This window comes from Roseomonas elaeocarpi, from assembly GCF_042433915.1.
In the GTDB taxonomy this organism is placed as follows: Bacteria; Pseudomonadota; Alphaproteobacteria; order Acetobacterales; family Acetobacteraceae; genus Roseomonas; species Roseomonas elaeocarpi.
Window position 1 is genome coordinate 214379 of the sequence record NZ_JBHLUN010000006.1, and the last position, 24877, is coordinate 239255.

Here is a 24877-nt window from a genome sequence, read left to right on the forward strand (position 1 = left end):
AGCGGGGAGACGTCCGACCCGTCCCGGCTTCCATGTCACCGCGACGGAAGGCGCGACGGACGTGGTCCGGTGACCTCAGGGGGCAACCACCATGCAGGCGCGTGGCCTGAGCTTCCGGCAGGCCTGTCTCGCTTCGGCCTGGGTCAGGCCGGCGATCTGCGCGCGGAACAGCGTGGCGCCGCGCACCCGCACAGGTTCCACCAGGCTGCGACCGCCCCGGCCCGCGCCGTGACGACGCGCGTCAGCCACCGCTTGCCGGGCGGTGCGGGCGGAGGGCAGGGCGCCCACCTGCGCCGCCCAGCCTGCGTGCGGGTTTCCGGCGGTCCGGGGCGTGCGGACGGTGGTGGAAGGGGCCACGGGTGGCGGCAGCCGCACCGCGGCGGTGGCGCGACGCAGCAAAGGCTTGGTTTCGGGCAGCGGCGCCAGCACCGTCGCCGCCCTGGCCGAGCCCGCCAGCCCCGGGAAGACGGGCGCCCGCGCGACGCGCATCTCGGTGTCCACCGGCACCGCGGTGGTGCCGAAGCCGCGGTCCATCAGCGCCATGACGTGACGGTCGCGCTCGTTGCTGGTGGCGCCGCCGAACACCACCGCCACCAGCCGCCGGCCATCGCGGGCCGCGCTGACCACGATGTTGAAGCCGCTGCTGTTGATGAACCCGGTCTTGATACCGTCGGCGCCCTCATACTGTTCCACCACGCGGTTGTGGCCGTTGATGCGCCGCCCATGCCAGTTGAACCCGGCCGTCGAGAAGTAGCTGTAGCGGCGCGGGAAATCGCTGATCAGGCGTTGGCCGAGCAGTGCCATGTCGCGCGCCGTGGTGACCTGCCCCGGGTCGGGCAGGCCGGATGCGTTGCGGAACACCGTGCGGCTCATCCCGAGCGACCTCGCTCGCAACGTCATCAGGTTGGCGAAGCGCCGCTCGCTGCCGCCGCCCAGGAACTCACCCACGGCCGAGGCCACGTCGTTGGCCGACTTGGTCACCACCGCCAGGATCGCGTCGCGCACGGTGATGGTGGAGCCGGGCTTGAGCCACAGCTTCGAGGGCGGCTGCGACGCGGCGTGGCGCGACACCGGGATACGGGTCGCCGTGGAGACGCTGCCCTCCTCCAGCGCCAGGAACAGCATGTAGAGGGTCATCATCTTGGTCAGCGAGGCGGGGTGCCGCAGCTCATCCGCGGCCGAGGCCGAAAGCACCGCGCCGGTGCTGGTATCCACCACGATCGAGGAATAGCGGTCGCTTCCGACCTGCGCCCGGGCGGCACCGGAATAAAGCCAGAAGCTGGCCGCCGCCACGAACGCGAGGACGCGCCCGCAGCGTCGCAAGGCAACGCCGGTCTCGATCATGCAGAACCCCCTCGACCGGCACTTCCCCCGAAGCACGGCCGTCGGTTCGGAACTGCACGCCCGCGCCGTGCAGTGGCAACCATGGATGAACGCCGATCCATGTTGTCGTGGAGATTTCGGGACGGGCGAGACCTGTAAGCCACAGCTCGCGCACGGGATTTTGAAGTGCGACGTGCGGAAGAGATTTTGCGATACATGACGGGATGTACAGTTACGGCGCGACGTTTCTCCGCCGTCGGAGCAGCAGCGACCGCCGGATGCTGCTTGGCGTCGCGCTGGACCTTTTGATCCTACATGCCAGTGGGCATTCGCATGGGCGATCCCATGGGCGTCCCGGTGGGGCCTTTGATGGACGGTGCGGCGGGCGGCGGCGGTCAGGAAAAGCCGCTTCGGCGCAACGGTGTTCAGGCCGCGAGACCCATCTCTTCCCGCCGGCGGCGTTCCACTTCCTCGCCGTAGCGGCGCAGGAGGTGGCTGGCGGTCAGCAGGCCCAGCACCTTGCGGCTGTCGGCGCCGTCCACCACGGCCAGGGACTCGGCCTCCACCGTATCGAAGACGGCCATGGCCTCCTTGGCATTCATGGCCGGGACCAGGGCCCGGTCCCGCAGGTGCAGCAGTTCCGCAACCGACTCAGCCGCCAGGTCGGGCGTATAGGCTTCGGGCACCGAAACGATGCCGACGTAGCGCCCCTGCGCGTCCACCACCACCACGCTGGCGGTGGAGCCCAGGGGGTAGTCGCGCCGGAAGGAGGACATGCGCGTGTCGTCGCGCACCGTCCGGACGTCGCGGCGCATCAGCTTGCCCACCGTCAGATCGCGCAGCCAGCCCACGTCATGGGCCGAGCGGATGGTTTCGCCCCGCAGGTGAAAGCGCCAGGTGGCGAAGGAGTAGCCGAACAGCCGCCGCACCACGAGGCCGGCCACGGTGACCGCCATCAGCACCGCGCCGCCGACCTCGAAATTGCCGGTGGTTTCCAGCGCCAGGAACGTCATCGCCAGCGGCGCGCCCACCACGGCGGTGCCGAAGGCGCTCATCCCGGTGAGCGCCATGAGCAGCGGGTCGAGTGGGACGCCGGGCAGGAGGACGCCCACGGCCACGGTGAACAGCTTGCCGAACAGCGCGCCCAGCAACAGCGAGGCGAAGAACAGACCGCCGCGAAAACCGGCCCCCAGCGACACGATCGCCCCCGCGGTCTTGAGCACCGCGAGCACGAGGATGCCGAGCGCCCCGCCCTCGGTCGCGAAGGCGAAGTGCAGCGCCCCGTGCCCGGCCGAAAGCACCACGGGCGAGATGAGCGCCAGGAGGCCCACCACCAGCCCGCCGACCGCCGGCCGGAGCCAGGCCCACGGGACGAAGCGGCGAAAGGCCACCTCGGCATAGGTCACGCCGCGCATCACGGCGATGCCGAGCAGGCCGCAGCCCAGCGCCAGCAGCAGCACCGCGACGTAGCCCTGCCAGTCCGGCGAGCCGACGCCCCCCGGTTCCACCGCGTAGGTCGCGCCGCTCAGGACCCGGGCCACCAGCGTGGCGGACACGGCGCTGGCGATCACCGGCGCCAGGCTGGCGATGGCGTAGGTGCCGATCACCAGCTCGAAGGCGTAGAAGGCGCCGGTCAGCGGCGCGTCGAAGGCCGCCGCGATGGCGCCGGCCGCGCCGCAGCCCACCAGCACCCGCAGGTCGCCGCGGCGCAGGCCGAACTGCCGTCCCAGCCGTGAGGCGATGCCGCCCGCCGCCTGGGTATAGCCCGCCTCCAGCCCCACCGAGGCGCCGAACCCGTTGGACACGATGTTCTGCACCGCCACCACGAGGCCGTCGAGCATCGACATACGCCCGCCGTGCAGGGCATTGGCCTCGATGGGGTCGACCGGCTGGCGCGGCCGCCAGCGTGCCACCAGGAGGTTAAGCAGCCCGAGCAGGAGGCCGCCCGCCAGCGGCACCGTCAGCAGCACCAGCGGCGATACGTGGCGCATGATGCTGAGGCCGTTGGCACCGGAGGGGCCGAACATCAGCAGGTGCAGGCCGCGCGCCGCGCCGCCCATTGCCACTGCCACCAGGCCGCTCGCCACGCCGGTCAGGATCGCCAGCATGACCACGCCGGCCTCGTGCCCACGGACCCAGGCGCGGATGGCCGCCGCCCCGCGCGCCGGACGCACGTGGAAGTGCAGCTTCGGCCGATGCGGCACCTTGAGGAGGAACCGGGGGCGGAGGTCGTGGTTCATGTCGGGCGACAGAGTTCCGGGCTGGCGGTGAAACCAGGTGCAGCAGGGGTCTAACCCATTGCGGCACCGTTTCCACCACGCGCCACGGACTGGCACCACATTCGGGCCGGAAGACGGCAGGCGGGCCGGAAAAGACGCCCGACGGAGGCGCAAGTCGCGGCGGCGGGGCGGTGGACGCGGCGTCCGGAGCCGGGTCGGGCGGGCGCTGCGCAGGGAATCGGACGGGCATCTCTCCCTTCCTCCTCCACACGTTGCCGCGCCCGCTCCCCGCGCGCTGTTCCGTCGGCCGGCCGGTGGGGCTACCCTGCGGTCTCCACCACCTGCCGGTCCGATGCCCCGTCTCGTTGTTCTGCTCGCCGCCTCGCTGCTCCTGATCCTGCCGGCTTCGGCCGAAACCTCGCATCGCGCTGCCCTGGGCAGGCCGCAGAACGCGGCGGCGGGAGACGGCGACGCGGTGCTGAGCGCGCAGGACGTGCTCTTCGCCTATGCTCACCTGACCGACACGCGCCCCGATCTCGAGGCACTGGCCCGGGTCGAGGTGCCGCCGCCCGATACCCACTCGCCCGTGCCCGGTGCCGCGGCCGCCCGCTACCGCACCGCCCTGCGCGACGAGACCGCCGAGCTGCGCGGTGCCTTCGAGCGGTTCAACATCAACCGGCCGCTGCTGCTGCGCGTGCAAACGGGAATCGGCCGCTACGACGCGGCCGCGGGCGGGCTGCCGCTGGACTTCAACCCGTCCTTCTGGGTGCGCGACCCGACCTGGCGCACGGACGGCTTCATCCTCCGCTTCAACAATGCCGGGGCGGTGCGCACCGTTCCGGTCGCCGACGAGGGCGAGGCCGACGACCGCATGGCCACGGCGGGATTCGACCCGCGCTTCGACGATGGCTGGAACGGGGTGCTGGAATTGCGCTTCGTGTTCGGCGGCGTGCTGCCGCACCCGCCCGGCTTGCGCGGGGCGCCGATCGCGGCGCGCCTGCTCTCCGCCCGCCTCGTCAGCCGGGATGGCGAGGTCGTGCACGACTTCGGCACCGTCGGGCAGGGCATTCCGCGCCGCGGTCCGCCGGTGCTGGGGACGGCCAAGCTCGATGGGCTGCGGCTGGGCATGCCGCTGGCCGAGGCGCGTGCCGCCCTGCCCGGGCTGCGCGCCACCCCGGCCGGCTACGGGATGTTCGAGGGGCTGGCGGCCGGCGTCCGGCGCGACCCGCGGGCGCCACGCTGCGACATCGGCATCGTGGCCGACCTGCGCGCCTTCGGCCAGGCCGTGCCGCCGCGGCACAGCTTCCGCCACTGCGTCGCGCTCCAGGCCGCGGTGCCCCTCCCCGAACCGACCGAGCCGTCCGGAAAGCCCGCCGCCCGGTCGTCCGATCCCGCCGACGCTCTGCCGGCGCCGGAGGTGTCCGCACCGCAGGTGGGCGAGGTCACGGTGCTGCGCTTCCTGCCCGGCGCGATGCCGGAGGTTGTGCGGCGGCAGCTGGAGCGGCGCTTCGGCGCGCCGCTGACGGAAGGAAAGGGCGAGATCACCTGGATCGGCCACGACCCCGACGCCGCCGACAGCCAGGCACCCATGGTGCAGCTGAAGGCCGAGTTCGTGACGCTGGCGCAGGGCGGTCCCGACGGTGAGCCCGGCGTGCTGCTGGGCCTGCAGATGCAGCCCTATCGCCCCGATCCCGCGGACAACTCCTGAGCGTCGCTTCGTCCGGCCGCCGGGCTGCCCGGATGTGGCGGAGCCTGGCCCGTCCGCCCCGGTCCCTGCGGGGCGTGCTGCCGCGCTGGCGCCGCACCGGCGCGAAGGGGCCCGGCGGCTGGCGGGAGCGTTTGCGCACCGTCGTTCTGCTGCTGCTGGCGGGGCCGCTGGCGCTGATCCTGATCTTTCGCGTGGTGCCGGTTCCGGCGACGCCGCTGATGCTGATCCGCCTGGTGCAGGGCTATGGCTGGCAGCATGACTGGGTGCCCTACGACCAGATCGCGCCCGCACTGGCACGGGCGGTGATCGCCTCGGAAGACAATTTCTTCTGCGAGGAAAGCTTCGGCTTCGACATCCCGGCCCTGCGCGGGCAGGTCGAGACGCTGCTGGACGGCGAACGCCCGCGCGGCGCCAGCACGATCACCATGCAGACCGCCAAGAACCTCCTGCTCTGGCCGGGGCGCGATCCGGTTCGCAAGGTGATCGAGGCCTGGCTGACGCCGCAGGTCGCGCTGCTCTGGCCCAAGCGGCGCGTGCTGGAAGTCTACCTCAACAGCGTGGAGTTCGGTCCTGGCATCTACGGTGCCGAGGCCGCGTCGCGCGCCTTCTTCCGCAAGCCGGCCAGCGATCTGACCGCCGTGGAAGCGAGCCAGCTGGCGGTGGTGCTGCCCAGCCCTCTGAACTGGTCCGCCAGCCGCCCGGGCCGCTACCTGCGGGGGCATGCGGCGGTGATCCGGGGGCGCATGGGGCAGCTGGGTCCGCTGCTGGACTGTGCTCGCTGAGCCCGAGGGCTGCCAGCAAATCAGGGGAGCACGGATGGGAATCCGGGATCATCCCGTTGGCAGGCGCTTCGGACATCTCCGCCTCGGCGAGGAGGCATTCGGCCGGGGCGCGCAGGAGGACGAGCGCCATCGCCTCAGGTCGAGGGCAGCTGGAGGTGGGGCTGGCAGCGCAGGATGGACGCGACGTTCATCAGGATCTTCGCGATCGCGTCGAGCTTCGCTTCGAAGGCTTCCGCCCCGATACGCTCGAGCTCGCTGATGACGTTCCCGGCAGCGCTGTCGCTTCCGAACGGGGACGGCGAGGGCGGAGAAGAACTGTCGCGGAGCATTTTGGGTCCTGTTCAGGCCGTCACGTCGGCGTGTTCGGCTGAACCCCGTTCTGCCTGATTCCGGCCGGCCCCGCAGGTCGCTTGGGCGTCGGCAGGCGTCGCTTAAGCGTCGCCCGTCACAACCACGGAAATGAATATAGTCCTATGATGACGGTCTGTTCAACCACGAACTGTTACGTCACCTGTTGGTTGTGTCACCTGAATCGAATATAAACCTAAGGGTGGTGAAGATTCTCCTTCCTCAACCCCGCTTGCCTTCGGGCACGGGTGCTGGGCAGCGACGATCTTGCATCCGCCTCCCAGAGCCCGGTGCCCGATGCAAGTAGATGTTGTTCTGAGGCTGCATCTGTTAGGACCGATGCAGGCCTGGAACGTCGCCGGCGAGAGCGTGCTGCCGCAGGGCCGCAAGGCCCGGGCCGTGCTGGCGATGCTCGCGCTGGCGGACGGGCAGCGGATGCCGCGCCGGCAGCTCGCGGGCCTGTTGTGGAGCAGGATGGAGGTTTCCCAGGCACTGGCACGTCTGCGGGACGTCCTGCACGACATCAGGAAGGTGCTCGGAAGCGGTCTGAGTGCGGTGCTGCGGCAGGAGAACGACCGCCTGCAACTACAGCCCAACGCGGTGTGGACCGATGTTCGCGACGGGGCGACGGCAAACCTCCATGGTCTCGTCAATGACGAGTTGCTGACCGATCTTCACGCTCTGGACCCTGCCTTCGATGAATGGCTGACCGCGGCCAGGACGCGCTGGCGCCTCCAGACCCAGGCGCTGGGGAAGTCGGCTGCGCCGCCGACGCCCGATACCGCGCCGGTGAAGCGCGTCCGGAACACCACCGTGATCGGCGTCAGCCCCCTTCGGCCGATCGGGCCGGGACTCGACGATTACCTTCCCCTTGCCATCGCCGATGAGATCAGCACGGCCCTGTCGCGGCTGCGCTGGACAACCGTGATCTCGGGCGTGTCCGTGCGCGACCCGGACACCGGCTTCTCGAACCTGCGCGAAAGCTTCGGCATCGACTTCATCCTCGACGGGACCTTGCAGCGGGCGGGCAATCAGCTTCGCCTGACGGTGAAGCTCCTGGACCTCGACCAGGGCGGCGCGGTGGTCTGGTCGGCGCGCTTCGACCGCGCCGGCGACGACATCTTCTCGCTGCAGGACGAGGTGGCCGAAGCCGTGGTGGCAGGGCTCGATCCCGAGATCCTCTTGATCGAGGCGGAGCGGATACGCCGACGCCCGCCGCAGAACATGACGGCCTACGACCTGGTGCTGCGCGCCATCCCGGCGATCTACAGGCTCGACCGGGAAGCGTTCCTGGAGGCCGGCACTCTCCTGGACCGTGCCATCGCCATGGAGCCGGACTACGCGGCGGCCTATGCCTGGCTGGCGCACTGGCATATCTTCGCGCATGGCGAGGTGTTGTTGCGGGAGCCCGCCCGTGCCCTCGCGCGCGCTTCGGAGGTGGCCGAACGCGCGATCCTGCTGGACCCGAACGATGCCCGCGGCCTGACCATCGCAGGCCACGTGCGTGCCTTCCTGCACCGCCGGGTCGATGAAGCGATCGCACTGCATGAGCGCGCGCTGCTGCTGAATCCGAGCCTGGCCACCGCCTGGCACTTCTCGGGAATGGCGCATGCCTACGCGGGCAACCTGTCCGAGGCACGCAGGCGGCTGGAACGGTGCCGCCGCCTGGCACCGCGCGATCCGCACGCCTTTTTTCGCGACGGCGCCTTCGTGATCGTCCACATGCTGGCGGGCGACTACGATGCCGCCATCGCGCTGGGTCGCGAGGTCACGCAGATGCACCCCCGCTTCACCTCGGCCTTCAAGGCCTATATCGCGGCGCTCGCCCATGCGGGGCGCAGGGAGGAAGCGCGCGCCGTCCTCGGACGGCTCCTCAGCCTGGAGCCTGATTTCTCCCTGCGGAAGATGCGGCTCATGTCGCCCTACAAGCGGCGCGATCACCTGGAACATTACCTCACGGGGCTGCGTCTCGCTGGCCTGACGTGACCGGGTGGCGGGGAAGCGCTCAGTTCTGGCTGTCGGCCATCTCCAGGCGCCGGCGCTTGCGAACGGCCGTGGCATCGCGTCCGTGCGGGCACTTGTTCTGGCTCGGCCAGACCACGGTCTCGTGGTAGGCGCTCCATTCACCGGGTCCCAGCGAGGACAACCCCGGCTCGACGGCGAAGCTGTTCAGGTTCTCATCCGTGTAGGACGCGCGGTGAACGGGCTGAACCTGAAACAGCGGCATGTTGGCGGCGAACTCGACGGGCGCATGCGTTCGCGTAAGCCGGACGTTGATGAAGAGCGGCCCGAACCAGCGGTCGGCCTCCACCATGCCTTCGAACAGGTCGTAGCCGCGGCTGCGAGGCAGGTTGACGGGCGGTCTGACCAGCAGGCTCCAGCCCGGGCGGCTGCGCGCGAAGAGGCCGGACCAGACCTGGACCACGCCAGGTTCCGGCAGCGCGCCGAGGAAGGTGGGCGAGTAGCCTTTGATCTCCTCCGGCGCGGCATCGTCGAACTGCGTGCGGAAGTTGGGGAACTGCGAAGCGCCGAGCGGGAACCATCCTCCCGCATTCTCGTAGGTCCAGAGGATCTCGTCGCCGTCCCAGTAGAGCTGAAAGTCGATGGGCGGAAAGATGTACCAGCCGAGCGCCGCCGCGGTTGTCACGGCTTCGCAGTAGCGGAAGGCACGGGTCGGCAGCGTTCCACCGGCCGCGCGGTCCGCGCGCTGCGGCGGGCGACCTTCCTCGGTGACCTTGAAAAAGCGGACCAGTGGAGAAGCTGCCAAATCCGTCATCGTGATTTTCCGTCGGCCGGGGAGTGCTGGAAGCATTCCCGGGGCAGCACCCGCTGCCCCGGGGGCTGGCATCAGAACGCGGGGCTCTGACCGCCCAGGCGGACCTTGCCGGCATCGGCCACGGCCATCGGGGCGAAGGCCGGGCTCTGACCACCCAGGCGGACCTTGCCGCCGTCGGCGATGGCGGGCGGGGCAAAGACCGGGGACTGGCCGCCGAGACGGACCACGCCGGCATCGGTCACGACGGGGCTGTTGATGATCGGCAGCTGAACGGGGCGGGAATCGGTGGTCATCGACAGGGTTCCTTTTCCGGGGTCGCCGGGTTGATCGACGCGCAACAAAAAAGCCTGCCACCGATCAATCGGGGCAGGCTTTGGAAGGCGTTGTCGCCGGGCATAGTTCGCCCGCTGACAGAGGCATCATAGCAGTTCGGAACGGCGCGTAAAGAACATATTCCTATTCTCCTGCCGATTTCTCGTGGCCTGACCGGGCGCCGCGCCGCGGCAGGCGCCGGGAGGTGCCATGCGCGGCTCTCCCGGCGTCGGTCCGACCCTTACCGGAACGGCGTCTCGTCGAAGGCCCGCAGCTTGCGCGAATGCAGTGCGCCGAGCTGTTCGCGCAGGATCTCGAAGGTCTCAAGGCCGATGCGCAGGTGCTCGCTCACGGCGCGCTGGTAGAAGGCGGTGGCGGCGCCGGGCAGCTTGATCTCGCCGTGCAGCGGCTTGTCGCTCACGCACAGCAGCGTGCCGTAGGGCACCCGCAGCCGGTAGCCCTGCGCCGCCAGAGTGCCGCTTTCCATATCCACCGCGATGGCGCGCGACAGGTTGATGCGCCGGCGTTCCTGCGACCAGCGCAGTTCCCAGTTGCGGTCGTCGTAGCTCACCACCGTGCCGGTGCGCAGGCGGCGCTTGAGCGCTTCACCCCGGTCGCCCGTGACCGCCGCCGCCGCCTCCTGAAGGGCCACCTGAACCTCGGCCAGGGCGGGGATGGGGATTTCGGGCGGCACCAGATCGTCCAGGATCTTGTCGCGGCGCAGGTAGCCGTGCGCCAGCACGTAGTCGCCGATCTCCTGGCTGGCGCGCAGGCCCCCGCAGTGGCCGATCATCAGCCAGCAATGCGGCCGCAGCACCGCCAGGTGGTCGGTGATCGTCTTGGCGTTGGAAGGGCCGACGCCGATGTTGACGATGGTCACGCCGCCGCCCGCCGCGCCGCGCCGCAGGTGATAGGCCGGCATCTGGAAGCGCTGCCAGGGGGCGGCCGCCACCAGCTCCGCCGCGGCCTCTGGCGGGTCGTCGCGGGTGACGGTGCTGCCGCCGGGCAGCACCAGCTCGGTATAGGGGCTGCCGTCGCGCTGCAGCTCCGCCAGCGCCCAGCCCACGAACTGATCGACGTAGCGCTGGTAGTTGGTCAGCAGGATCCAGGGCTGCACCGCCTGCCAGTCGGTGCCGGTGTAGTGCACCAGCCGGCGCAGCGAGTAGTCCATGCGCACGGCGTCAAACAGCGCCAGCGGCCGCGGCGCGCCTTCGCGGTAGTGCCACAGCCCGTCGGCGATCTCGTCGCCCACGGCCGAGAGCATCGGCACCGGGAAGTGCCGTGCCAGCGCCGCCGCGGACACGCCGCCGCGCGCCAGCTCGTCGCCGCCCTCCAGGACGTAGGGATAGGGGATTTCCTGCTCGCTCCGCCCCACCGACAGGGTGGCGCCATATTCCTCCACCAGCGGGCGCAGCTGCGACAGCAGGTAGTCGCGGAAGGCCGCCGGGTGGGTCACCGTGGTGCGGTGGTCGCCCTCGACCTGCAGCTTGCCCCAGGCGCGGCGATTGCGGGGCAGGGGGCCGTCGGCCTGCCAGCGCAGGCTGAGCAGCGGGTAACGGAACCGGGCGCGCTCCTCAGCCGTGGGGGGCGTTCCGTCGCGCGTGAAGCGATCCAGCGCGAGGCGCTCTGCCTCCAGCGCGGCCTCGTAAAGGGCTTCGAGGCGCTCCACCGCGGCTTCGGGGGTGGCGACGGTTTCCAGCGTGGCGTCGTGGCTCATGTTTATCGTTAAACGAGGACCGCCGCGTGCCGCAACCGGTGTGGTGTGTCGGCCCCGTGAACCTTGCGGAGCGGCCGTCCGGCCGGCGGGCCGCGGGACCTCGGGCCACGGCCCCGTCACCGAAGCGCCACGCGGCAGAGGCTTGCGCCCCGGCGCGGGGCAGCCTATCGGGCGCGCGCCTCAATCTTTCAAACGGAACACCCCGCCATGGCCACCGAGCGCACCTTCAGCATCCTCAAGCCCGACGCGACCCGCCGCAACCTGACCGGCAAGATCAACGCCGTGTTCGAGGAGCAGGGCCTGCGCGTCGTGGCGCAGAAGCGCATCCTGATGAGCAAGCTGCAGGCCGAGACCTTCTACGGCGTGCACAAGGAGCGTCCGTTCTTCAACGACCTCGTGTCCTTCATGACCTCCGGCCCGGTGGTGGTGCAGGTTCTCGAGGGCGAGAACGCGGTGGCCAAGAACCGCGAGATCATGGGTGCCACCAACCCGGCCAACGCCGCCGAGGGCACGATCCGCAAGCTGTTCGCCGAGAGCATCGAGGCGAACTCCGTGCACGGTTCCGACAGCCCGGAGAACGCGGCGATCGAGATCGCCTACTTCTTCGCCGGCCTCGAGATCGTCGGCTGAGCCTGATCGTGGCGGGGCGTCGCGGGGTTCATCCCCGCGGCCCCGCCGCACCCCGGCCCGCATGAGGGCCGGACGCGCGCCGCTGATCCGCCGCGCAGGCGACCCCGGCGCTGTTTCCCCGCCTCAGCCCGTTACGAGGTAGAGGGCGATCAGGATCACCGCCACGACGCCGATTCCGTAGGTCACGGCGGTGGTGAAGCGATGCCAGATGTTCTGGCGCTCGGGCAGGATGTCGTCCGTGCCCACGGCCACCATGTCGATCTGATGCTGCGGCTCGGCCATCTTGTCCCCAATTCTGCTGCGCTGGAGCTCAGCCTTCCCGTGTAGGCAGCGGCTCGAAGCGCGGCAAGGGGTTTGCCAGGCTGCCCGAGGCGCCGGGCGGCGGCGGGCCATTTCCGGCCAGCCCAGTGGCCAGCCAGGCCAGGGCCGCCGGGTAGAGCCGGTGCTCCTGTTCCAGCACCCGGGCCGCGAGCCGCGACTCGTCGTCGTCCGGCAGCACCGGCACGGCGGCCTGCGCCACGATCGGCCCTTCATCCACGCCGGGTGAGACGAGGTGAACGGTGCAGCCGTGCAGCTTCACCCCCGCCGCCAGGGCCCGCGCATGGGTGTCGAGGCCGGGGAAGGAGGGCAGGATCGAGGGATGGATGTTGAGCATCCGTCCCGACCAGCGGGACACGAAGCCTTCCGTCAGCACCCGCATGAAGCCGGCCAGGGCGATCAGCGCGATGCCGTGCCGCTCCAGCTCCCGCTGCATCGCGGCCTCGAAGCCGGCCCGGTCACCCTTGAAGCCGCGGCTTTCCACCACCGCGGTGGCGACCCCGGCCGCCTCCGCCCGCGCGAGCCCCGCGGCATCGGCGCGGTTCGACAGCACCAGCGCGATCTCCGCCGGGTAGCCGGGATCGGTCGCCGCCTCCAGGAGGGCCACCATGTTGCTGCCGCGCCCGGAGATCAGCACCGCGACGCGCGGCCGACCGCCATCGCGGGGGAGGGCGCCCGGGGCGGCCGCGGGTTCGGTCACGGGCGCAGGGGCCAGCCGGCCGGGAGGTTGTCGACCCGCACCGAGGCGTCCGCGCCCTCGGCCGCGGCCTCGATGCGGCCGATCGCGGCCACGGTTTCGCCGGCTTCGCGCAGGATCTCCGTGGCGGCCTCGACGTGCTCGGGCGCTACGGCCAGCACCATGCCGATGCCGCAGTTGAACACCCGCAGCATCTCCTCCGCCGCGACGTTGCCGGTGCGGGCCAGCCAGCCGAACACGGCGGGCGGCGTCCAGGAGGCGCCGTCCACCACGGCCAGGGTGCCCGCCGGCAGCACGCGCGGCAGGTTGCCCGGCAGGCCGCCGCCGGTGATGTGCGCCGCGGCCTTGAGCAGCCCCGCCTTGTGCACGGCGAGAACGGACTTCACGTAGATCCGGGTGGGCTCCAGCAGCGCCTCGCCCAGGGTCTTGCCGGCCGCGAAGGGGGCGGGGTCGTTCAGCCCGGCATTGCCCGCTTCCACGATGCGCCGCACCAGCGAGTAGCCGTTGGAATGCACGCCGGTGGAGATCAGGCCCAGCAGCACGTCGCCCGCGCCCACGTCGGACTTCGGCAGCAGCGTGTCGCGCTCGGCGGCCCCCACCGAGAAGCCGGCCAGGTCGTAGTCGCCCTTGCCGTACATCCCCGGCATCTCGGCGGTTTCGCCGCCCACCAGGGCGCAGCCGGCCTGGCGGCAGCCCTCGGCGATGCCGGACACCACCTCGGCGGCCTGCGCCACCTCCAGCTTGCCGGTGGCGAAGTAGTCCAGGAAGAACAGCGGCTCGGCGCCCTGCACCACGAGGTCGTTCACGCACATCGCCACGAGGTCGATGCCGACCCCGCCATGGTGGCCCGAATCGATGGCCAGCCGCAGCTTGGTGCCCACGCCGTCGGTGGAGCTCACCAGAACCGGGTCGGTGAAGCCCGCGGCCTTGAGGTCGAACAAGGCGCCGAAGCCGCCCAGGCCACCCATGGTGCCGGCGCGATTCGTGCTCTTCGCCAAAGGCTTGATGCGGTCCACCAGCGCGTCGCCCGCCTCGATGTCCACGCCTGCGTCGCGATAGGTCAGGCTGGTCATGGTCGCTCCCGATCGGCTATGCCCCATGGTTCGGGACTCAAAGGGCGGACGATGCCGAACCCACTGCCGAGCCGCGAGGCGCGCGGAAGCCAACACCACGTTCGCGGCGGCCGCGCAACCGCCGTGCTGCGGGCGGCTGCCTTCTCGGTGCTGCCGGCGCTGTTTCTGGCCGCCGCGCCGCTGCCGGGCGGCGGCGCCCGGGCGCAGGACGCCGCCGCGACGGCCAGCACGGGTGCCCCCACGGGTGGCGGCTACAGCCAGCGCGGCGTGCCGGCCGAGGCCACCGCCGAGAACGCGGTCAAGGCGCGCGAGCTCGCCTACGCCTCCGCCCAGCGCATCGCCTACGGCCGCATGGCCACCGAGCTCGGCCTGCCGCAGGGCCTGTCGGCGGGGCAGATCGACGGCCTCGTCAGCTCCGTGGTGGTGGAGCAGGAGCGCTCGACGCTGACCGGCTTCAACGGCCGGGTGACCGTGAACTTCAATCCCCGCCGGGTGGCGGCGCTGGGCGGCCGCACGCCGGGTGGCGACGCTGGCACCGCCGTGGCGGGTGGCGCGTCATCGGGTATTTCCTCCGGCACCTCCTCGGGCGGCACGCTGACGCCGCCGCCGGTGAGTGCCGGGGCGCCCGCCTCCTCCTGGGTGGATGCCGCCGCCAGCTACGGCTCGCTGGGCCAGTGGCTCGACCTGCGGCGCCGGCTGCTGGCCAATCCCGACGTCGCCAGCGTCGAGCTGCGCGCCATCTCCACCGACCGCGCCCGCTTCCGCCTGGGGCTGCGCAACCCGGTGAACCTCGCGGCGCCGGATCTCGCGCGGGTTGGCGTGGCGATGGAGCCGGCGCCCGACGGCACCTGGCGCATCGGCCTTGCCGGAGGCGCCTGAGGCCGACCGAGACCGGCCGCAGCCTTCGCGCGTCGACCGCGGCGCGCGGGGCGCCGGCCCGGCGGAGCCCGCGCGGGCGCCGGGGATCCTGGCGGCCCTGAGGCGTGGTCCCGTCGCGGCGGACCCCCATCGCCACGATACGCTGCTGACGCTGCCCAACATCCTGACCTTCGCGCGCCTGCTCGCCGTGCCGGCGACGGTGTGGCTGGTGATCCATCACCGGCCCGACCTCGCTTTCCTGCTGTTCGTGGCGGCGGGGGTGACGGACGCGGTGGACGGCTGGCTGGCGCGCCGGCTCGATGCGCGCTCCACGCTGGGCGCCGTGCTGGACCCCGCGGCCGACAAGGCGCTGCTGGTGAGCATCTACGTCGCGCTCGCCGTGACGGAGGTTCTGCCGGACTGGCTGGCCATCCTGGTGGTGTTCCGCGACGTGCTGATCGTGGGCGGCCTGGCGGTTCTGCTGCTGCTGGGCATGCCGCCGGCGATCCGCCCCCTTTTCATTTCCAAGGTGAACACGGTCCTGCAGATCCTTCTCGCGGCCACGGCGCTGATGTTCCAGGGCTGGCGGATCGATGCGCCGATCCTGCTGGACGCGCTGGTCTGGCTCACCGCCGCGGTTACCGTGGCGTCCGGCGCCGCCTATGTCCGTGCCGTGCTGCGCGGGCAGGGGGCGGCATGAAGCCCTTCCGTTCCGGCGGCCAGGCGCCGCCGCCCAAGGCCGGTGGCGCAACGGGGCTCCACCCGGGCGCGGCGGGGGGCTCGGCCGGTGCGTCTGCCGGGGCGGCCCTGCACGGCGCCCCCGCGCGTGCTCAAGGGGGTTCCCCGGGAGGTTCCCCGGCAGCTCTTCCGGTGGGATCGCCCCTGGGCGCCCGCCCGGGCGTTCCGGCGGGTGCGCTGAACCACCCGGCTCAGGCTGGTGGCACCCACCTGCCCCCCGGCTATCTGGCGGGCGCCGGGCTGCCGCAGCGCGGCCCGCAGACCGCGACGCGGGGGCAGCGGATCGGCCTGCTGCTCGGGGCGGTGGCGGCGCTGCTGGTGGGGATTTGGCTGTTCTCGCCGATCCTGACGCCCTTCGTGCTGGCCGGCTGCATCGCCTACTTCCTGGATCCCCCGACGACGCGGCTGGCGCGGCTGGGCGTGCCGCGGGGCTTCGCCTCCTTCCTGATGATCCTGGCGGTCTGCGCCGTGGCGCTGGTGGCTCTGCTGCTGCTCTACCCGCTGCTGATCTCCCAGGCCGGCGTGCTGCTGCAAAGATTGCCGGCCTACGCTGCCCGCATCGGCGAGGGGGTGCGCGACCTCCTGGCCGCGGCGTCGGAGCGGCTGGGGCCCGACGTGCTGAACAGCCGCCTGCAGGACCTCGCGGTGAACCAGACCGGCGCCATCCTGGGCTACGTCGCCACCACCGCGGCGCAGTTCGTGGGCGGCGCCTCGGGGCTGCTGTCGGTGGGCTACGCGCTGTTCACCTACGCGGTGGTGACGCCGGTGGTGGGCTTCTACCTCCTGCGCGACTGGCCGCGCATGGTGCTGCGGGTCGAATCCTGGCTGCCGCGCCGCTACACCGCCACCGCCCGCTCGCTCGGCCGCGACATGGACCGGGTGCTTTCGGCCTGGCTGCGCGGACAGCTGATCTGCTGCGGGCTGTTGGCCGTGTATTATGCGGTGGCGCTCCAGGCCGTGGGACTCGAGCTGGGGCTGCTCGTCGGGCTGTTGTCGGGGTTGCTCTCCTTTATCCCCTATGTCGGCTCCATGACGGGTCTGGTAACGGCGCTGCTGCTGGCGCTGGGGCAGTTCGGGGCGTGGCAGGGCGTGGCGCTGGTGGCGGGGGTGTTCGTGTTCGGGCAGATGATCGAGGGCTACGTGATCTATCCGCGCCTCCTGGGTGACCGGGTGGAGCTGCACGCGGTCTGGGTGATCTTCGCGCTCTTCGCGGGCGGCGTGGCCTTCGGCTTCCTGGGCGTGCTGCTGGCCGTGCCGATGGCCGCCGCGATCGGCGTGGTGGCCCGTCACTGGCTGCGCCGCTACCTGGCGAGCCCCCTCTACCTCGACCCGCCCCGCACGGGCACCGGCGCATGACCGGGCGACAGCTGCCCCTGCCGCTGGCCCTGCCGCCCGAGCGCGGGGCGCCGGTGATGCATGACGGCTCCAACGCCGTGGCGCGCACCTGGCTCGGCGCGCCCGACGACTGGCCGGGCGGGCGCCTGGCGCTGTTCGGCCCGGCGGGCGTGGGCAAGTCGCTGCTGCTGCGGCAGGCCGCGGCGCGGCTGGGCCTGCGGGTGCTCGAAGGCCCGACGCTGCGCGGCGTGCCCGACGGGCTGCCCTCCGCCGTGGACGACGCCGACTGCCCGGCCGACGAGGAAACGCTGTTTCACCTGATCAACGCCTGCGCCAGCGCCGGTGCCCTGCTGTTGCTGGCGGGGCGGGAGCCGCCGGCGCGCTGGCAGGTGCGGCTGCCGGACCTCGCCTCCCGGCTGCGCGCCACCCACGCGGTGGAGGTCGAGGAACCCTCGGAAGCCCTGCTGCGGACCCTGCTCGCCCATCACTTCGCCGAACGGCAGGTGCGGGTGGATGCCGCCACCCAGGACTGGCTGCTGCTCCGCCTGCCGCGCGAGGCCGCCGCGGTCGCCTCGGCCGCGGCCCGGCTCGACCGCGCGGCGATGGGCACCGGCGGCGCCGTGACCCGTGCCCTGGCCCGGCAGGTGTTGTCCGACCTTCCCGGCTTCGGTGACGGGGGGCTGGGGGACGAGGATGACGTTTCCGTGGCACGCGCTGCCGACGACTCGAACGCCACGCCGACCCTGCTGTAGGCTCCGGCGCCATGGACGCCCTCAGCCAAGCCGACACACCGACCGTCCCCGTGGAACTGCCCGCAGACATGCCGGGCGGCGACCTCGCGTCCTCGTCGTGGCGCTTCATCAACCGGGAACTTTCCTGGCTCGCCTTCAACGAGCGCGTGCTGGAGCAGGCGGCCCATCCGGATCACCCGCTGCTGGAGCGGCTGCGCTTCATCGCCATCTCGGCCAGCAACCTCGACGAGTTCTACTCCGTGCGGGTGTCCGGGCTGGCCGGGCAGGCGCGCGCGGGGCTGACCAAGCTGTCCCCCGACGGGGCCACGCCGGGGCAGCAGCTGGCCGCCGTTCACGAGCGTGCCGGCGCGCTGATCGAGAACCAGCGGACCGCCTGGCGCCAGATGCGCGTCCTGCTGCGCGAGGCAGGCATCTCGGTGTTGGAGCCGGTGGAACTGGACGAGAGCGAGCGCAGCTGGCTCGAGAACTGGTTCCTGGAGCGCGTCTTCCCGATCCTCACGCCGCTGGCGGTGGACCCGGCGCACCCGTTCCCGTTCATCGCCAACCTCGCGCTCTGCCTCGTGCTGAAGCTGATCCGCGAGGAGGATGGCGGCACCATGCGGGCGCTGGTGCCGCTGCCGCCGCAGGTTGACCGCTTCATCCGCCTGCCCGCACGCCCCGAGGGCGGCATCCGCTTCGTGACGCTGGAAGACCTCGTCACGATGAACCTGCCGCACCTCTTCCCCGGCTACATCCAGGCCGAGCGCGGGCTGTTCCGCCTGATCCGCGACACCGACGTGGAGTTCGAGGAAGAGGCCGAGGACCTCGTGCGGTCCTACGAGACGGCGCTCAAGCGCCGCCGGCGCGGGCGCGCCATCCGCCTGACCGTCACCTCCGACACGCCCGCCGACATGGTGGACTTCGTGTCCGAGGAAACCGAGGCCGATCGCGGCGGCGTCTTCACGGTGGAAGGGCTGCTGGGCCTGAGCGACCTGACGCAGCTGATCGTGGACGACCGGCCCGACCTGCTGTTCACGCCCTACACGCCGCGCTTCCCGGAGCGCATCCTGGATTTCGGCGGCGACTGCTTCGCCGCGATCCGCGCCAAGGACATCGTGGTCCACCACCCCTACGAGAGCTTCGACGTGGTGGTGCAGTTCATCCGGCAGGCGGCACGCGACCCCAACGTCGTGGCCATCAAGCAGACGCTCTACCGCACCTCGCGCGACAGCTCGATCGCCCGCGCGCTGATCGAGGCGGCCGAGGCCGGCAAGTCCGTCACCGCCATGGTGGAACTCAAGGCCCGCTTCGACGAGGAGCGCAACATCGCCATCGCCCGCCAGCTCGAGGCCGCGGGCGTGCAGGTCGTCTACGGCTTCGTGGACCTCAAGATCCACGCCAAGATCAGCCTGGTGGTGCGGCGCGAAGGCGGGCAGCTGCGTTCCTACGCGCATTTCGGCACGGGCAACTACCACCCGGTCACCGCGCGCATCTACACCGACATCTCCTTCTTCACGGCCGATCCCGGGCTGACCGGCGATGCCTCGCGGCTGTTCAACTACCTGACCGGCTACGCGCGGCCGGAGAAGATGCAGGCGCTGGCCTTCGCGCCACTGACGCTGCGCTCCACCATCATGGGGCTGATCGAGCAGGAGATCCTGTTCGCGCAGGCCGGCCGCCCGGCCATGATCTGGCTCAAGATGAACTCCCTGGTGGATGAAGCGTTGATCGACGCGCTCTACCGCGCCAGCGAGGCCGGGGTGCGCGTGGACTGCGTGGTGCGCGGCATCTGCTGCCTGCGCCCGGGCGTTCCGGGTCTGTCCTCCAACATCCGGGTGAAGAGCATCGTCGGCCGCTTCCTGGAACACTCCCGCATCCTGGTCTTCGGCAACGGCCACCGCCTGCCGTCGCGGCGGGCGCGCGTGTTCATTTCCTCGGCCGACTGGATGGCGCGCAACATGGACTGGCGGGTGGAAACCATGGTGCCGGTGGAAAACCCCACCGTGCACGCCCAGATCCTCGACCAGATCATGGTGGTGAACCTCAAGGACACCGCGCAGTCTTGGACGCTGGGGCCGGACGGCCAGTACCGCCGGGTGGACCCGGGCGAGAAGCCGCTCTCGGCTCATGACTGGTTCATGACCAACCCTTCACTCTCCGGCCGCGGCAGTGCATTGAAGCCGGCGCGCAGTATCCCCCCGAAGCGGCGGCGCGACCGCGTCGCGCAGGACTGAACAAAGGAACCGTATGGACGGTCTCGCTTCCGCCGCCCTCCAGGCCCCGCAGCACCCCCCGCGCAGCGCGATCGTCGATCTCGGCTCCAACTCCGTGCGCCTGGTGGTGTTCGAGGGGCTGGGCCGGAACCCGGTTCCGATCTTCAACGAGAAGGCGGTGCTGGGCCTGGGCCGCGGGTTGCAGAGCACGGGCCGGCTGAACGAGGCGGCGGTGGAGCAGGCGCTCACGGTGCTCGCCCGCTACCACGCCGTCGCCACGGCGATGGGCGCGCCTGCGATGGAGATCCTGGCCACCGCGGCGATGCGCGACGCCAGCAACGGCCCGGACTTCGCCGCCCGCCTGCGCGAACGCCTGCCCGAGGTGCCCGTCACCATCCTGACCGGCGAGGGCGAGGCCCGCATGTCGGCTGAGGGCCTGCTGCTGGGCTTCCCCGAGGCGAACGGCATCCTGGGCGATATCGGCGGCGGCTCGCTGGAGGTGGTGGACCTGCGGGATGGCGAAGCCCGGAACTCCGCCAGCCTGCCACTGGGCGTGATCCGCCTGGCGGAGCGGGCGGGGGGCGACGTGACCCAGGCCCGCGCCATCGCCGAGGCCGACCTCGCCACCGTGCCCTGGCTCGCCGGCGGAAAGGGGCGGGACCTTTACCTGGTGGGCGGGGCCTGGCGCGCCATGGCCAAGATCCACATGTCGCAGACGCACTACCCGCTCTCGATCGTGCATCACTACGTGCTGCCGCGCGAGGAAGCGCGCGACCTTTGCGCCCTGATCATCGCCAGCAAGAAGGCGCAGCTGGAAAAGCTGCCCGGCGCCCAGGCCAGGCGCGCCGCCGACCTGCCCTTCGCCGCGGTGGCGCTGCGCCGCCTCCTGCGGGCCAGCGGCGCCGACCGGGTGGTGTTCAGCGCCAACGGGCTGCGCGAGGGCTGGTACGCCCGGCGCCTGGAGGCAGGAGTGCGGGCCGAGGACCCGCTGCTCGCCGCCAGCCTGGAGATGTCGGCCCGCTTCGGTCGCGACGAGACCCTGCCGCCGGCCCTGATCAACTGGACCGCGCCGCTGTTTCCGCGGGAAACGGGTTTCGAGCGCGCCCTGCGCGAGGCCGCCTGCTGGCTGTCCGACGTCGGCAGCCACGATCATCCCGACTACCGCGCCGAGCAGGCCTTCCTGCGCATCCTGCGGCAGCCGGGCGTCGGGCTGGACCACCATGCCCGCGCCTTCCTGGCCCTGGCCGTGGCCCTGCGCTACGAGGCCGCGCCCGACCCCGTGGCACTCGCCCCGGCCCGCGCCCTCCTGGGGGCGGCCGAGGTGCGGCAGGCCGAGCTGCTCGGCGCCGCGCTGCGGCTGGCCTATACGCTGTCGGGGGGCACGCTGGCGCTGCTGCGCGCCTCGGCCCTGTCGGTGATGGACGGCACGCTGCGCCTGACGCTGGAAGCGGGCAAGGGCCTCTTCGCCGGCGAGGGCGCGCTGCGCCGCCTCGAAGGGCTGGCGACGGCGCTGAACCTGCGGGCGGAACTGGTCGAGGGCTGACCGCGGAAGCCGTTCAGCGGCTCCGCCGCTTCCGCGGCGGCCGGGCGGGCTACCCCGCCGGGATCAGGCGCACCCGCTTGCCATCGACGCCCAGCGCCAGCCTGCCTGAGCGCAGCGCGATCGCGTCCTCGCCGAAGACCCGGCGCCGCCAGCCGGTGAGCGCCGGGACCTCGCCCTCGTCCTCCGAGGCGATGCGGTCCAGCTCCTCACTGTTGGCGATCAGCTTGGGCGCGACGTGGTGCTCCTCCGCCTTGGCGGCCAGCAGCACCTTGAGCAGCGCCACCAGCGCCGGCGAGGGCGGCGTGCCGACGCGGTCCTTGGGCGGCTCGGGCAGCAGCTCCTCGGGCAGCTCCCTGGCCTCGGCCAGGGCGGCGAGCAGCCCGGCGCCGGACTTGCCGCGCGCGAAGCCTTCCGACACGCCGCGCGCCCGCGCCAGGGCCGCCGCGTCAGCGGGCATGGTGGCCGCGATCTCCAGCAGGCTTTCGTCACGCACCAGCCGCTGGCGGGGCACGTTGACGCGCTGCGCCTCGCGCTCCCGCCAGGCGGCGGCGGCGCGCAGCGCGCCCAGGAAGCGTCGGTTCGTGGTGCGCGGGCGCAGCCGCTCCCAGGCGCTCTCCGGCTCGGTGCGATAGGTCGAGGGCTCGGTCAGCGCCGCCATCTCCTCGCGTACCCAGTCCAGCCGGTTCTCGCGCTCCAGCCGGTCGCGCAGCGCGACGTAGACGCGGCGCAGGTGCGTCACGTCGGCCGCGGCGTAGGTGATCTGCGCCGGCGAGAGCGGGCGGGCCGCCCAGTCGCTGAAGCGGTGTGCCTTGTCGATCTGCGCCCCCGCCAGGGCCCGCACCAGGCTGTCGTAGGAGGCCTGGTCGCCGAAGCCTGCCACCATGGCCGCCACCTGAGTGTCGAACATGGGCCTGGGCGTGTCGCCGAAGCGCAGCAGGAAGATCTCCACATCCTGCCGCGCGGCGTGGAACACCTTGATGACCTTGGGATCGGCCATGAGCTCGCCCAGCGGGGCCAGGTCCAGCCCGGGGGCCAGGGCGTCCACCACCGCCACGTCCGCCTCACCGCCCAGCTGCACCACGCACAGCTCCGGCCAGTAGGTCCGCTCCCGCATGAACTCGGTGTCCACGGTCACGAAGGCTTCCTCGCGCAGGCGGGCGCAAAGGGCGGCGAGCGTTTCGGTGTCGGTGATCAGCGTCGGGGTGGCGTCGCGGTGCTGGGGACGGCGGGTCATTCCGGTGTTTCTAGGGGGGCGCCGGGGCAAGGTCCATCGTGGCCCGGCGGGTAAATGCCTCGTCATGCCGGTGGCGGTGCCCGGCGGGGCTGGTGGGGCGGGGCGTAAATCCCCTTGGTTCTCCGGCCCGAAGGGGGTCCATTCTGTTGCCGGCCCATCAGGAACACGCCGTTCCCGGCCGAACGGAGCAGGCAAGCGCCCGGCAGGCTTGACAGCACCGCCCCCGATCCCCTTCCTGCCCGCTCCGTTTTCCAGCCTCACTGATCCAGGGTGTTTCCCCATGCACGCCTACCGCACCCATAACTGCGGCGCGCTGCGCGCCACCGACGCCGGCAGCACTGCCCGGCTTTCGGGCTGGGTGCATCGCAAGCGCGACCACGGGGGACTGCTCTTCCTCGACCTGCGCGACCATTTCGGCATCACCCAGTGCGTGGTGGCGCAGGGCTCGCCCGTGTTCGAGGCCGCCGACGCCCTGCGCCCCGAGAGCGTGGTGACGTTGACCGGCGAGGTCGTGCTGCGCGAACCCTCTACCGTGAACCCCCGCCTGCCCACCGGCGAGGTCGAGCTGCGGGTGCGCGAGCTGGCGGTGCAGTCCGCGGCCGAGGTGCTGCCGATCCAGGTGGCGGGCGAGCAGGAATTCCCCGAGGACCTGCGCCTGCGCTACCGCTTCCTCGACCTGCGGCGTGAGAAGCAGCACCGCAACATCCTGCTCCGCGCCGGCGTGATCGCCTCGATCCGCAGGCGGATGATCGAGCAGGGCTTCGTCGAGTTCCAGACGCCGATCCTGACCGCGTCCTCGCCGGAAGGGGCGCGCGACTTCCTGGTGCCGGCGCGCAACCACCCGGGCAAGTTCTACGCGCTCCCCCAGGCGCCGCAGCAGTTCAAGCAGCTCTGCATGGTGGCGGGCTTCGACCGCTACTTCCAGATCGCGCCCTGCTTCCGCGACGAGGCCGCGCGCGCCGACCGCTCGCCGGGCGAGTTCTACCAGCTCGACTTCGAGATGAGCTTCGTCACCCAGGAAGACGTCTTCGCCGCGATCGAGCCGGTGATGGCGGGCGTGTTCCAGGAGTTCGGCAACGGGCGGAAGGTCACGGACACCCCGTTCCCGCGCATCGCCTATGACACGGCGATGCTGGAATACGGCTCCGACAAGCCGGACCTGCGCAACCCCTTGAAGATCACCGACGTGACGGAGCCCTTCCGGGATTCCGGCTTCGGCCTGTTCAACAAGGTCGTGGCGGGTGGCGGCATCGTGCGCGCCATCCCGGCGCCGGGTGCGGCCGACAAGCCCCGCGGCTTCTTCGACAAGCTCAACGAATGGGCCCGCGCGCAGGGCGCCGGGGGCCTGGGCTACATCCAGTTCGCGGCCGACGGCGCCAAGGGCCCGATCGCCAAGAACCTGGAGCCCGAGCGCGTCGAGGCGATCCGGGCCGCCTGCAACCTCCAGCCCGGCGACGCGGTGTTCTTTGCCGCCGGCAAGAAGGATGAGACGCCGAAGTTCGCGGGCAAGGTCCGCACCAGGCTGGGCGAGGAGCTGGGCCTGATCGAGGGGGGCGAGTTCCGCTTCTGCTGGATCGTGGACTTCCCGATGTACGAGCTGAACGAGGAAACCGGGCTGATCGACTTCAGCCACAACCCGTTCTCCATGCCGCAGGGCGGGCTCGAGGCGCTGAACTCCATGGATCCGCTGGAGATCAAGGCCTTCCAGTACGACATCGTGTGCAACGGTATCGAACTGAGCTCGGGCGCCATCCGCAACCACCGTCCCGACATCATGATCCGCGCCTTCGAGATCGCCGGCTACTCGGCCGACGAGGTCGAGGCGCGCTTCGGCGGCATGCTCAACGCCTTCCGCTACGGCGCCCCGCCGCACGGCGGCTCGGCCCCGGGCATCGACCGCATGGTGATGCTGCTGGCCGACGAGCCCAACATCCGCGAGGTCATCCTGTTCCCGCTCAACCAGGGTGGCGAGGACCTGATGATGGGCGCGCCCGCGCCGGTGGAACCCGCGCGGCTGAAGGAGCTTTCCATCAGGCTCGACCTGCCGCCAGCCAAGCCTGCCGCCTCCGCGGGGGGCACGGTGCCGGGCGGGTCGTCACAGAAGGAAACACCGAAGGCTGCGCCCGAGGCTTCCGCCCCCAAGGCGAATGCCTAGATAGGCGTTGGCTGTTCACAAGGATCACCTGATGCGCCTGCGTCACGTTTCTACCCTCGCCATCGCTTTGATGGCGGGGCCGGCGTTCGCCCAGGCGCCCGTCGCTCCGCAGGCCGCCCCTCCTGCGGCCTCCGGCGTCGCCCAACCTGGCGCGGCTCAGCCCGGCG

21 protein-coding genes are annotated in these 24877 nt (G+C 71.5%); 11 read left to right on the plus strand and 10 right to left on the minus strand.

What is annotated here, in order from left to right; all coding sequences use genetic code 11:
* Positions 1–75: 75 nt before the first annotated feature.
* A complete protein-coding gene (locus ACFFGY_RS09535; RefSeq protein ID WP_377044242.1) occupies positions 76–1344 on the minus strand; it encodes a serine hydrolase in 1269 nt (422 codons plus the stop codon).
* A 404-nt stretch (positions 1345–1748) separates the two neighbouring features.
* A complete protein-coding gene (locus ACFFGY_RS09540) occupies positions 1749–3563 on the minus strand; it encodes a chloride channel protein (RefSeq protein ID WP_377044243.1) in 1815 nt (604 codons plus the stop codon).
* A 331-nt stretch (positions 3564–3894) separates the two neighbouring features.
* Between ACFFGY_RS09540 and ACFFGY_RS09545 the strand changes: the two genes are divergently transcribed.
* Together ACFFGY_RS09545 and mtgA are read left to right on the plus strand one after the other, a co-directional pair.
* Positions 3895–5250, plus strand: a complete 1356-nt coding sequence (locus ACFFGY_RS09545) for a hypothetical protein (RefSeq protein WP_377044244.1) — start codon at positions 3895–3897, stop codon at positions 5248–5250.
* A 131-nt stretch (positions 5251–5381) separates the two neighbouring features.
* Positions 5382–6032 carry a monofunctional biosynthetic peptidoglycan transglycosylase gene (gene mtgA, locus ACFFGY_RS09550; protein WP_377044245.1) on the plus strand — a complete coding sequence of 217 codons (651 nt, stop codon included), beginning with the start codon at positions 5382–5384 and terminating at the stop codon, positions 6030–6032.
* A gap of 134 nt (positions 6033–6166) precedes the next feature.
* On the opposite strand, the gene ACFFGY_RS09555 is transcribed toward mtgA, so the two are convergent.
* On the minus strand, positions 6167–6361 hold the full coding sequence (locus tag ACFFGY_RS09555) for a hypothetical protein (RefSeq protein WP_377044246.1): 195 nt from the start codon (positions 6359–6361) through the stop codon (positions 6167–6169).
* Positions 6362–6719: 358 nt separating this feature from the next.
* On the opposite strand from ACFFGY_RS09555, the gene ACFFGY_RS09560 reads away from it, so the two are divergent.
* The gene (locus ACFFGY_RS09560; protein ID WP_377044247.1) at positions 6720–8366 is read left to right on the plus strand and encodes a tetratricopeptide repeat protein; all 1647 of its coding nucleotides are present in this window, start codon (positions 6720–6722) and stop codon (positions 8364–8366) included.
* A gap of 19 nt (positions 8367–8385) precedes the next feature.
* Here ACFFGY_RS09560 and ACFFGY_RS09565 read toward each other — a convergent pair whose 3' ends face one another.
* The 3 genes from ACFFGY_RS09565 to ACFFGY_RS09575 all read right to left on the minus strand — a co-directional run bounded on the left by ACFFGY_RS09565 (position 8386) and on the right by ACFFGY_RS09575 (position 11185).
* A complete protein-coding gene (locus tag ACFFGY_RS09565) occupies positions 8386–9156 on the minus strand; it encodes a DUF6065 family protein (protein ID WP_377044248.1) in 771 nt (256 codons plus the stop codon).
* A 71-nt stretch (positions 9157–9227) separates the two neighbouring features.
* The gene (locus tag ACFFGY_RS09570; RefSeq protein ID WP_377044249.1) at positions 9228–9449 is read right to left on the minus strand and encodes a hypothetical protein; all 222 of its coding nucleotides are present in this window, start codon (positions 9447–9449) and stop codon (positions 9228–9230) included.
* Between the two features lie 260 nt (positions 9450–9709).
* Positions 9710–11185: an AMP nucleosidase gene (locus ACFFGY_RS09575; protein WP_377044250.1), complete on the minus strand. Its 1476-nt coding sequence runs from the start codon at positions 11183–11185 to the stop codon at positions 9710–9712.
* A gap of 207 nt (positions 11186–11392) precedes the next feature.
* Between ACFFGY_RS09575 and ndk the strand changes: the two genes are divergently transcribed.
* The gene (gene ndk, locus ACFFGY_RS09580; protein WP_377044251.1) at positions 11393–11815 is read left to right on the plus strand and encodes a nucleoside-diphosphate kinase; all 423 of its coding nucleotides are present in this window, start codon (positions 11393–11395) and stop codon (positions 11813–11815) included.
* A gap of 123 nt (positions 11816–11938) precedes the next feature.
* Here ndk and ACFFGY_RS09585 read toward each other — a convergent pair whose 3' ends face one another.
* The 3 genes from ACFFGY_RS09585 to purM are packed head-to-tail and all read right to left on the minus strand — an operon-like array spanning position 11939 to position 13903.
* Positions 11939–12097 carry a preprotein translocase subunit SecE gene (locus ACFFGY_RS09585; RefSeq protein WP_377044252.1) on the minus strand — a complete coding sequence of 53 codons (159 nt, stop codon included), beginning with the start codon at positions 12095–12097 and terminating at the stop codon, positions 11939–11941.
* Positions 12098–12125: 28 nt separating this feature from the next.
* Complete coding sequence (gene purN / locus ACFFGY_RS09590) at positions 12126–12833, minus strand: phosphoribosylglycinamide formyltransferase (RefSeq protein WP_377044253.1); 708 nt, start codon at positions 12831–12833, stop codon at positions 12126–12128.
* Positions 12830–13903, minus strand: a complete 1074-nt coding sequence (purM, locus tag ACFFGY_RS09595; RefSeq protein ID WP_377044254.1) for a phosphoribosylformylglycinamidine cyclo-ligase — start codon at positions 13901–13903, stop codon at positions 12830–12832. The genes purN and purM overlap by 4 nt, the downstream gene beginning before the upstream one ends.
* 123 nt (positions 13904–14026) lie before the next feature.
* Here purM and ACFFGY_RS09600 point away from each other — a divergent pair, with 123 nt between their 5' ends.
* From ACFFGY_RS09600 to ACFFGY_RS09625, 6 genes are all read left to right on the plus strand, one after another.
* Positions 14027–14782, plus strand: a complete 756-nt coding sequence (locus ACFFGY_RS09600; RefSeq protein ID WP_377044255.1) for a hypothetical protein — start codon at positions 14027–14029, stop codon at positions 14780–14782.
* A complete protein-coding gene (locus ACFFGY_RS09605; protein ID WP_377044256.1) occupies positions 14766–15461 on the plus strand; it encodes a CDP-alcohol phosphatidyltransferase family protein in 696 nt (231 codons plus the stop codon). The genes ACFFGY_RS09600 and ACFFGY_RS09605 overlap by 17 nt, the downstream gene beginning before the upstream one ends.
* Before the next feature lie 170 nt (positions 15462–15631).
* Complete coding sequence (locus ACFFGY_RS09610; protein ID WP_377044257.1) at positions 15632–16855, plus strand: AI-2E family transporter; 1224 nt, start codon at positions 15632–15634, stop codon at positions 16853–16855.
* The gene (locus ACFFGY_RS09615) at positions 16852–17586 is read left to right on the plus strand and encodes a P-loop NTPase family protein (RefSeq protein WP_377044258.1); all 735 of its coding nucleotides are present in this window, start codon (positions 16852–16854) and stop codon (positions 17584–17586) included. Before ACFFGY_RS09610 ends, ACFFGY_RS09615 begins: the two co-directional genes overlap by 4 nt.
* 68 nt (positions 17587–17654) lie before the next feature.
* Positions 17655–19799: an RNA degradosome polyphosphate kinase gene (locus ACFFGY_RS09620; RefSeq protein ID WP_377044369.1), complete on the plus strand. Its 2145-nt coding sequence runs from the start codon at positions 17655–17657 to the stop codon at positions 19797–19799.
* 13 nt (positions 19800–19812) lie between these two features.
* Positions 19813–21321 carry a Ppx/GppA phosphatase family protein gene (locus ACFFGY_RS09625; protein ID WP_377044259.1) on the plus strand — a complete coding sequence of 503 codons (1509 nt, stop codon included), beginning with the start codon at positions 19813–19815 and terminating at the stop codon, positions 21319–21321.
* A gap of 49 nt (positions 21322–21370) precedes the next feature.
* On the opposite strand, the gene rnd is transcribed toward ACFFGY_RS09625, so the two are convergent.
* The gene (rnd, locus tag ACFFGY_RS09630) at positions 21371–22555 is read right to left on the minus strand and encodes a ribonuclease D (protein WP_377044260.1); all 1185 of its coding nucleotides are present in this window, start codon (positions 22553–22555) and stop codon (positions 21371–21373) included.
* Between the two features lie 280 nt (positions 22556–22835).
* Here rnd and aspS point away from each other — a divergent pair, with 280 nt between their 5' ends.
* Positions 22836–24710, plus strand: coding sequence for an aspartate--tRNA ligase (aspS, locus tag ACFFGY_RS09635; protein WP_377044261.1), 1875 nt, complete (start codon positions 22836–22838; stop codon positions 24708–24710).
* Positions 24711–24877: the final 167 nt, after the last annotated feature.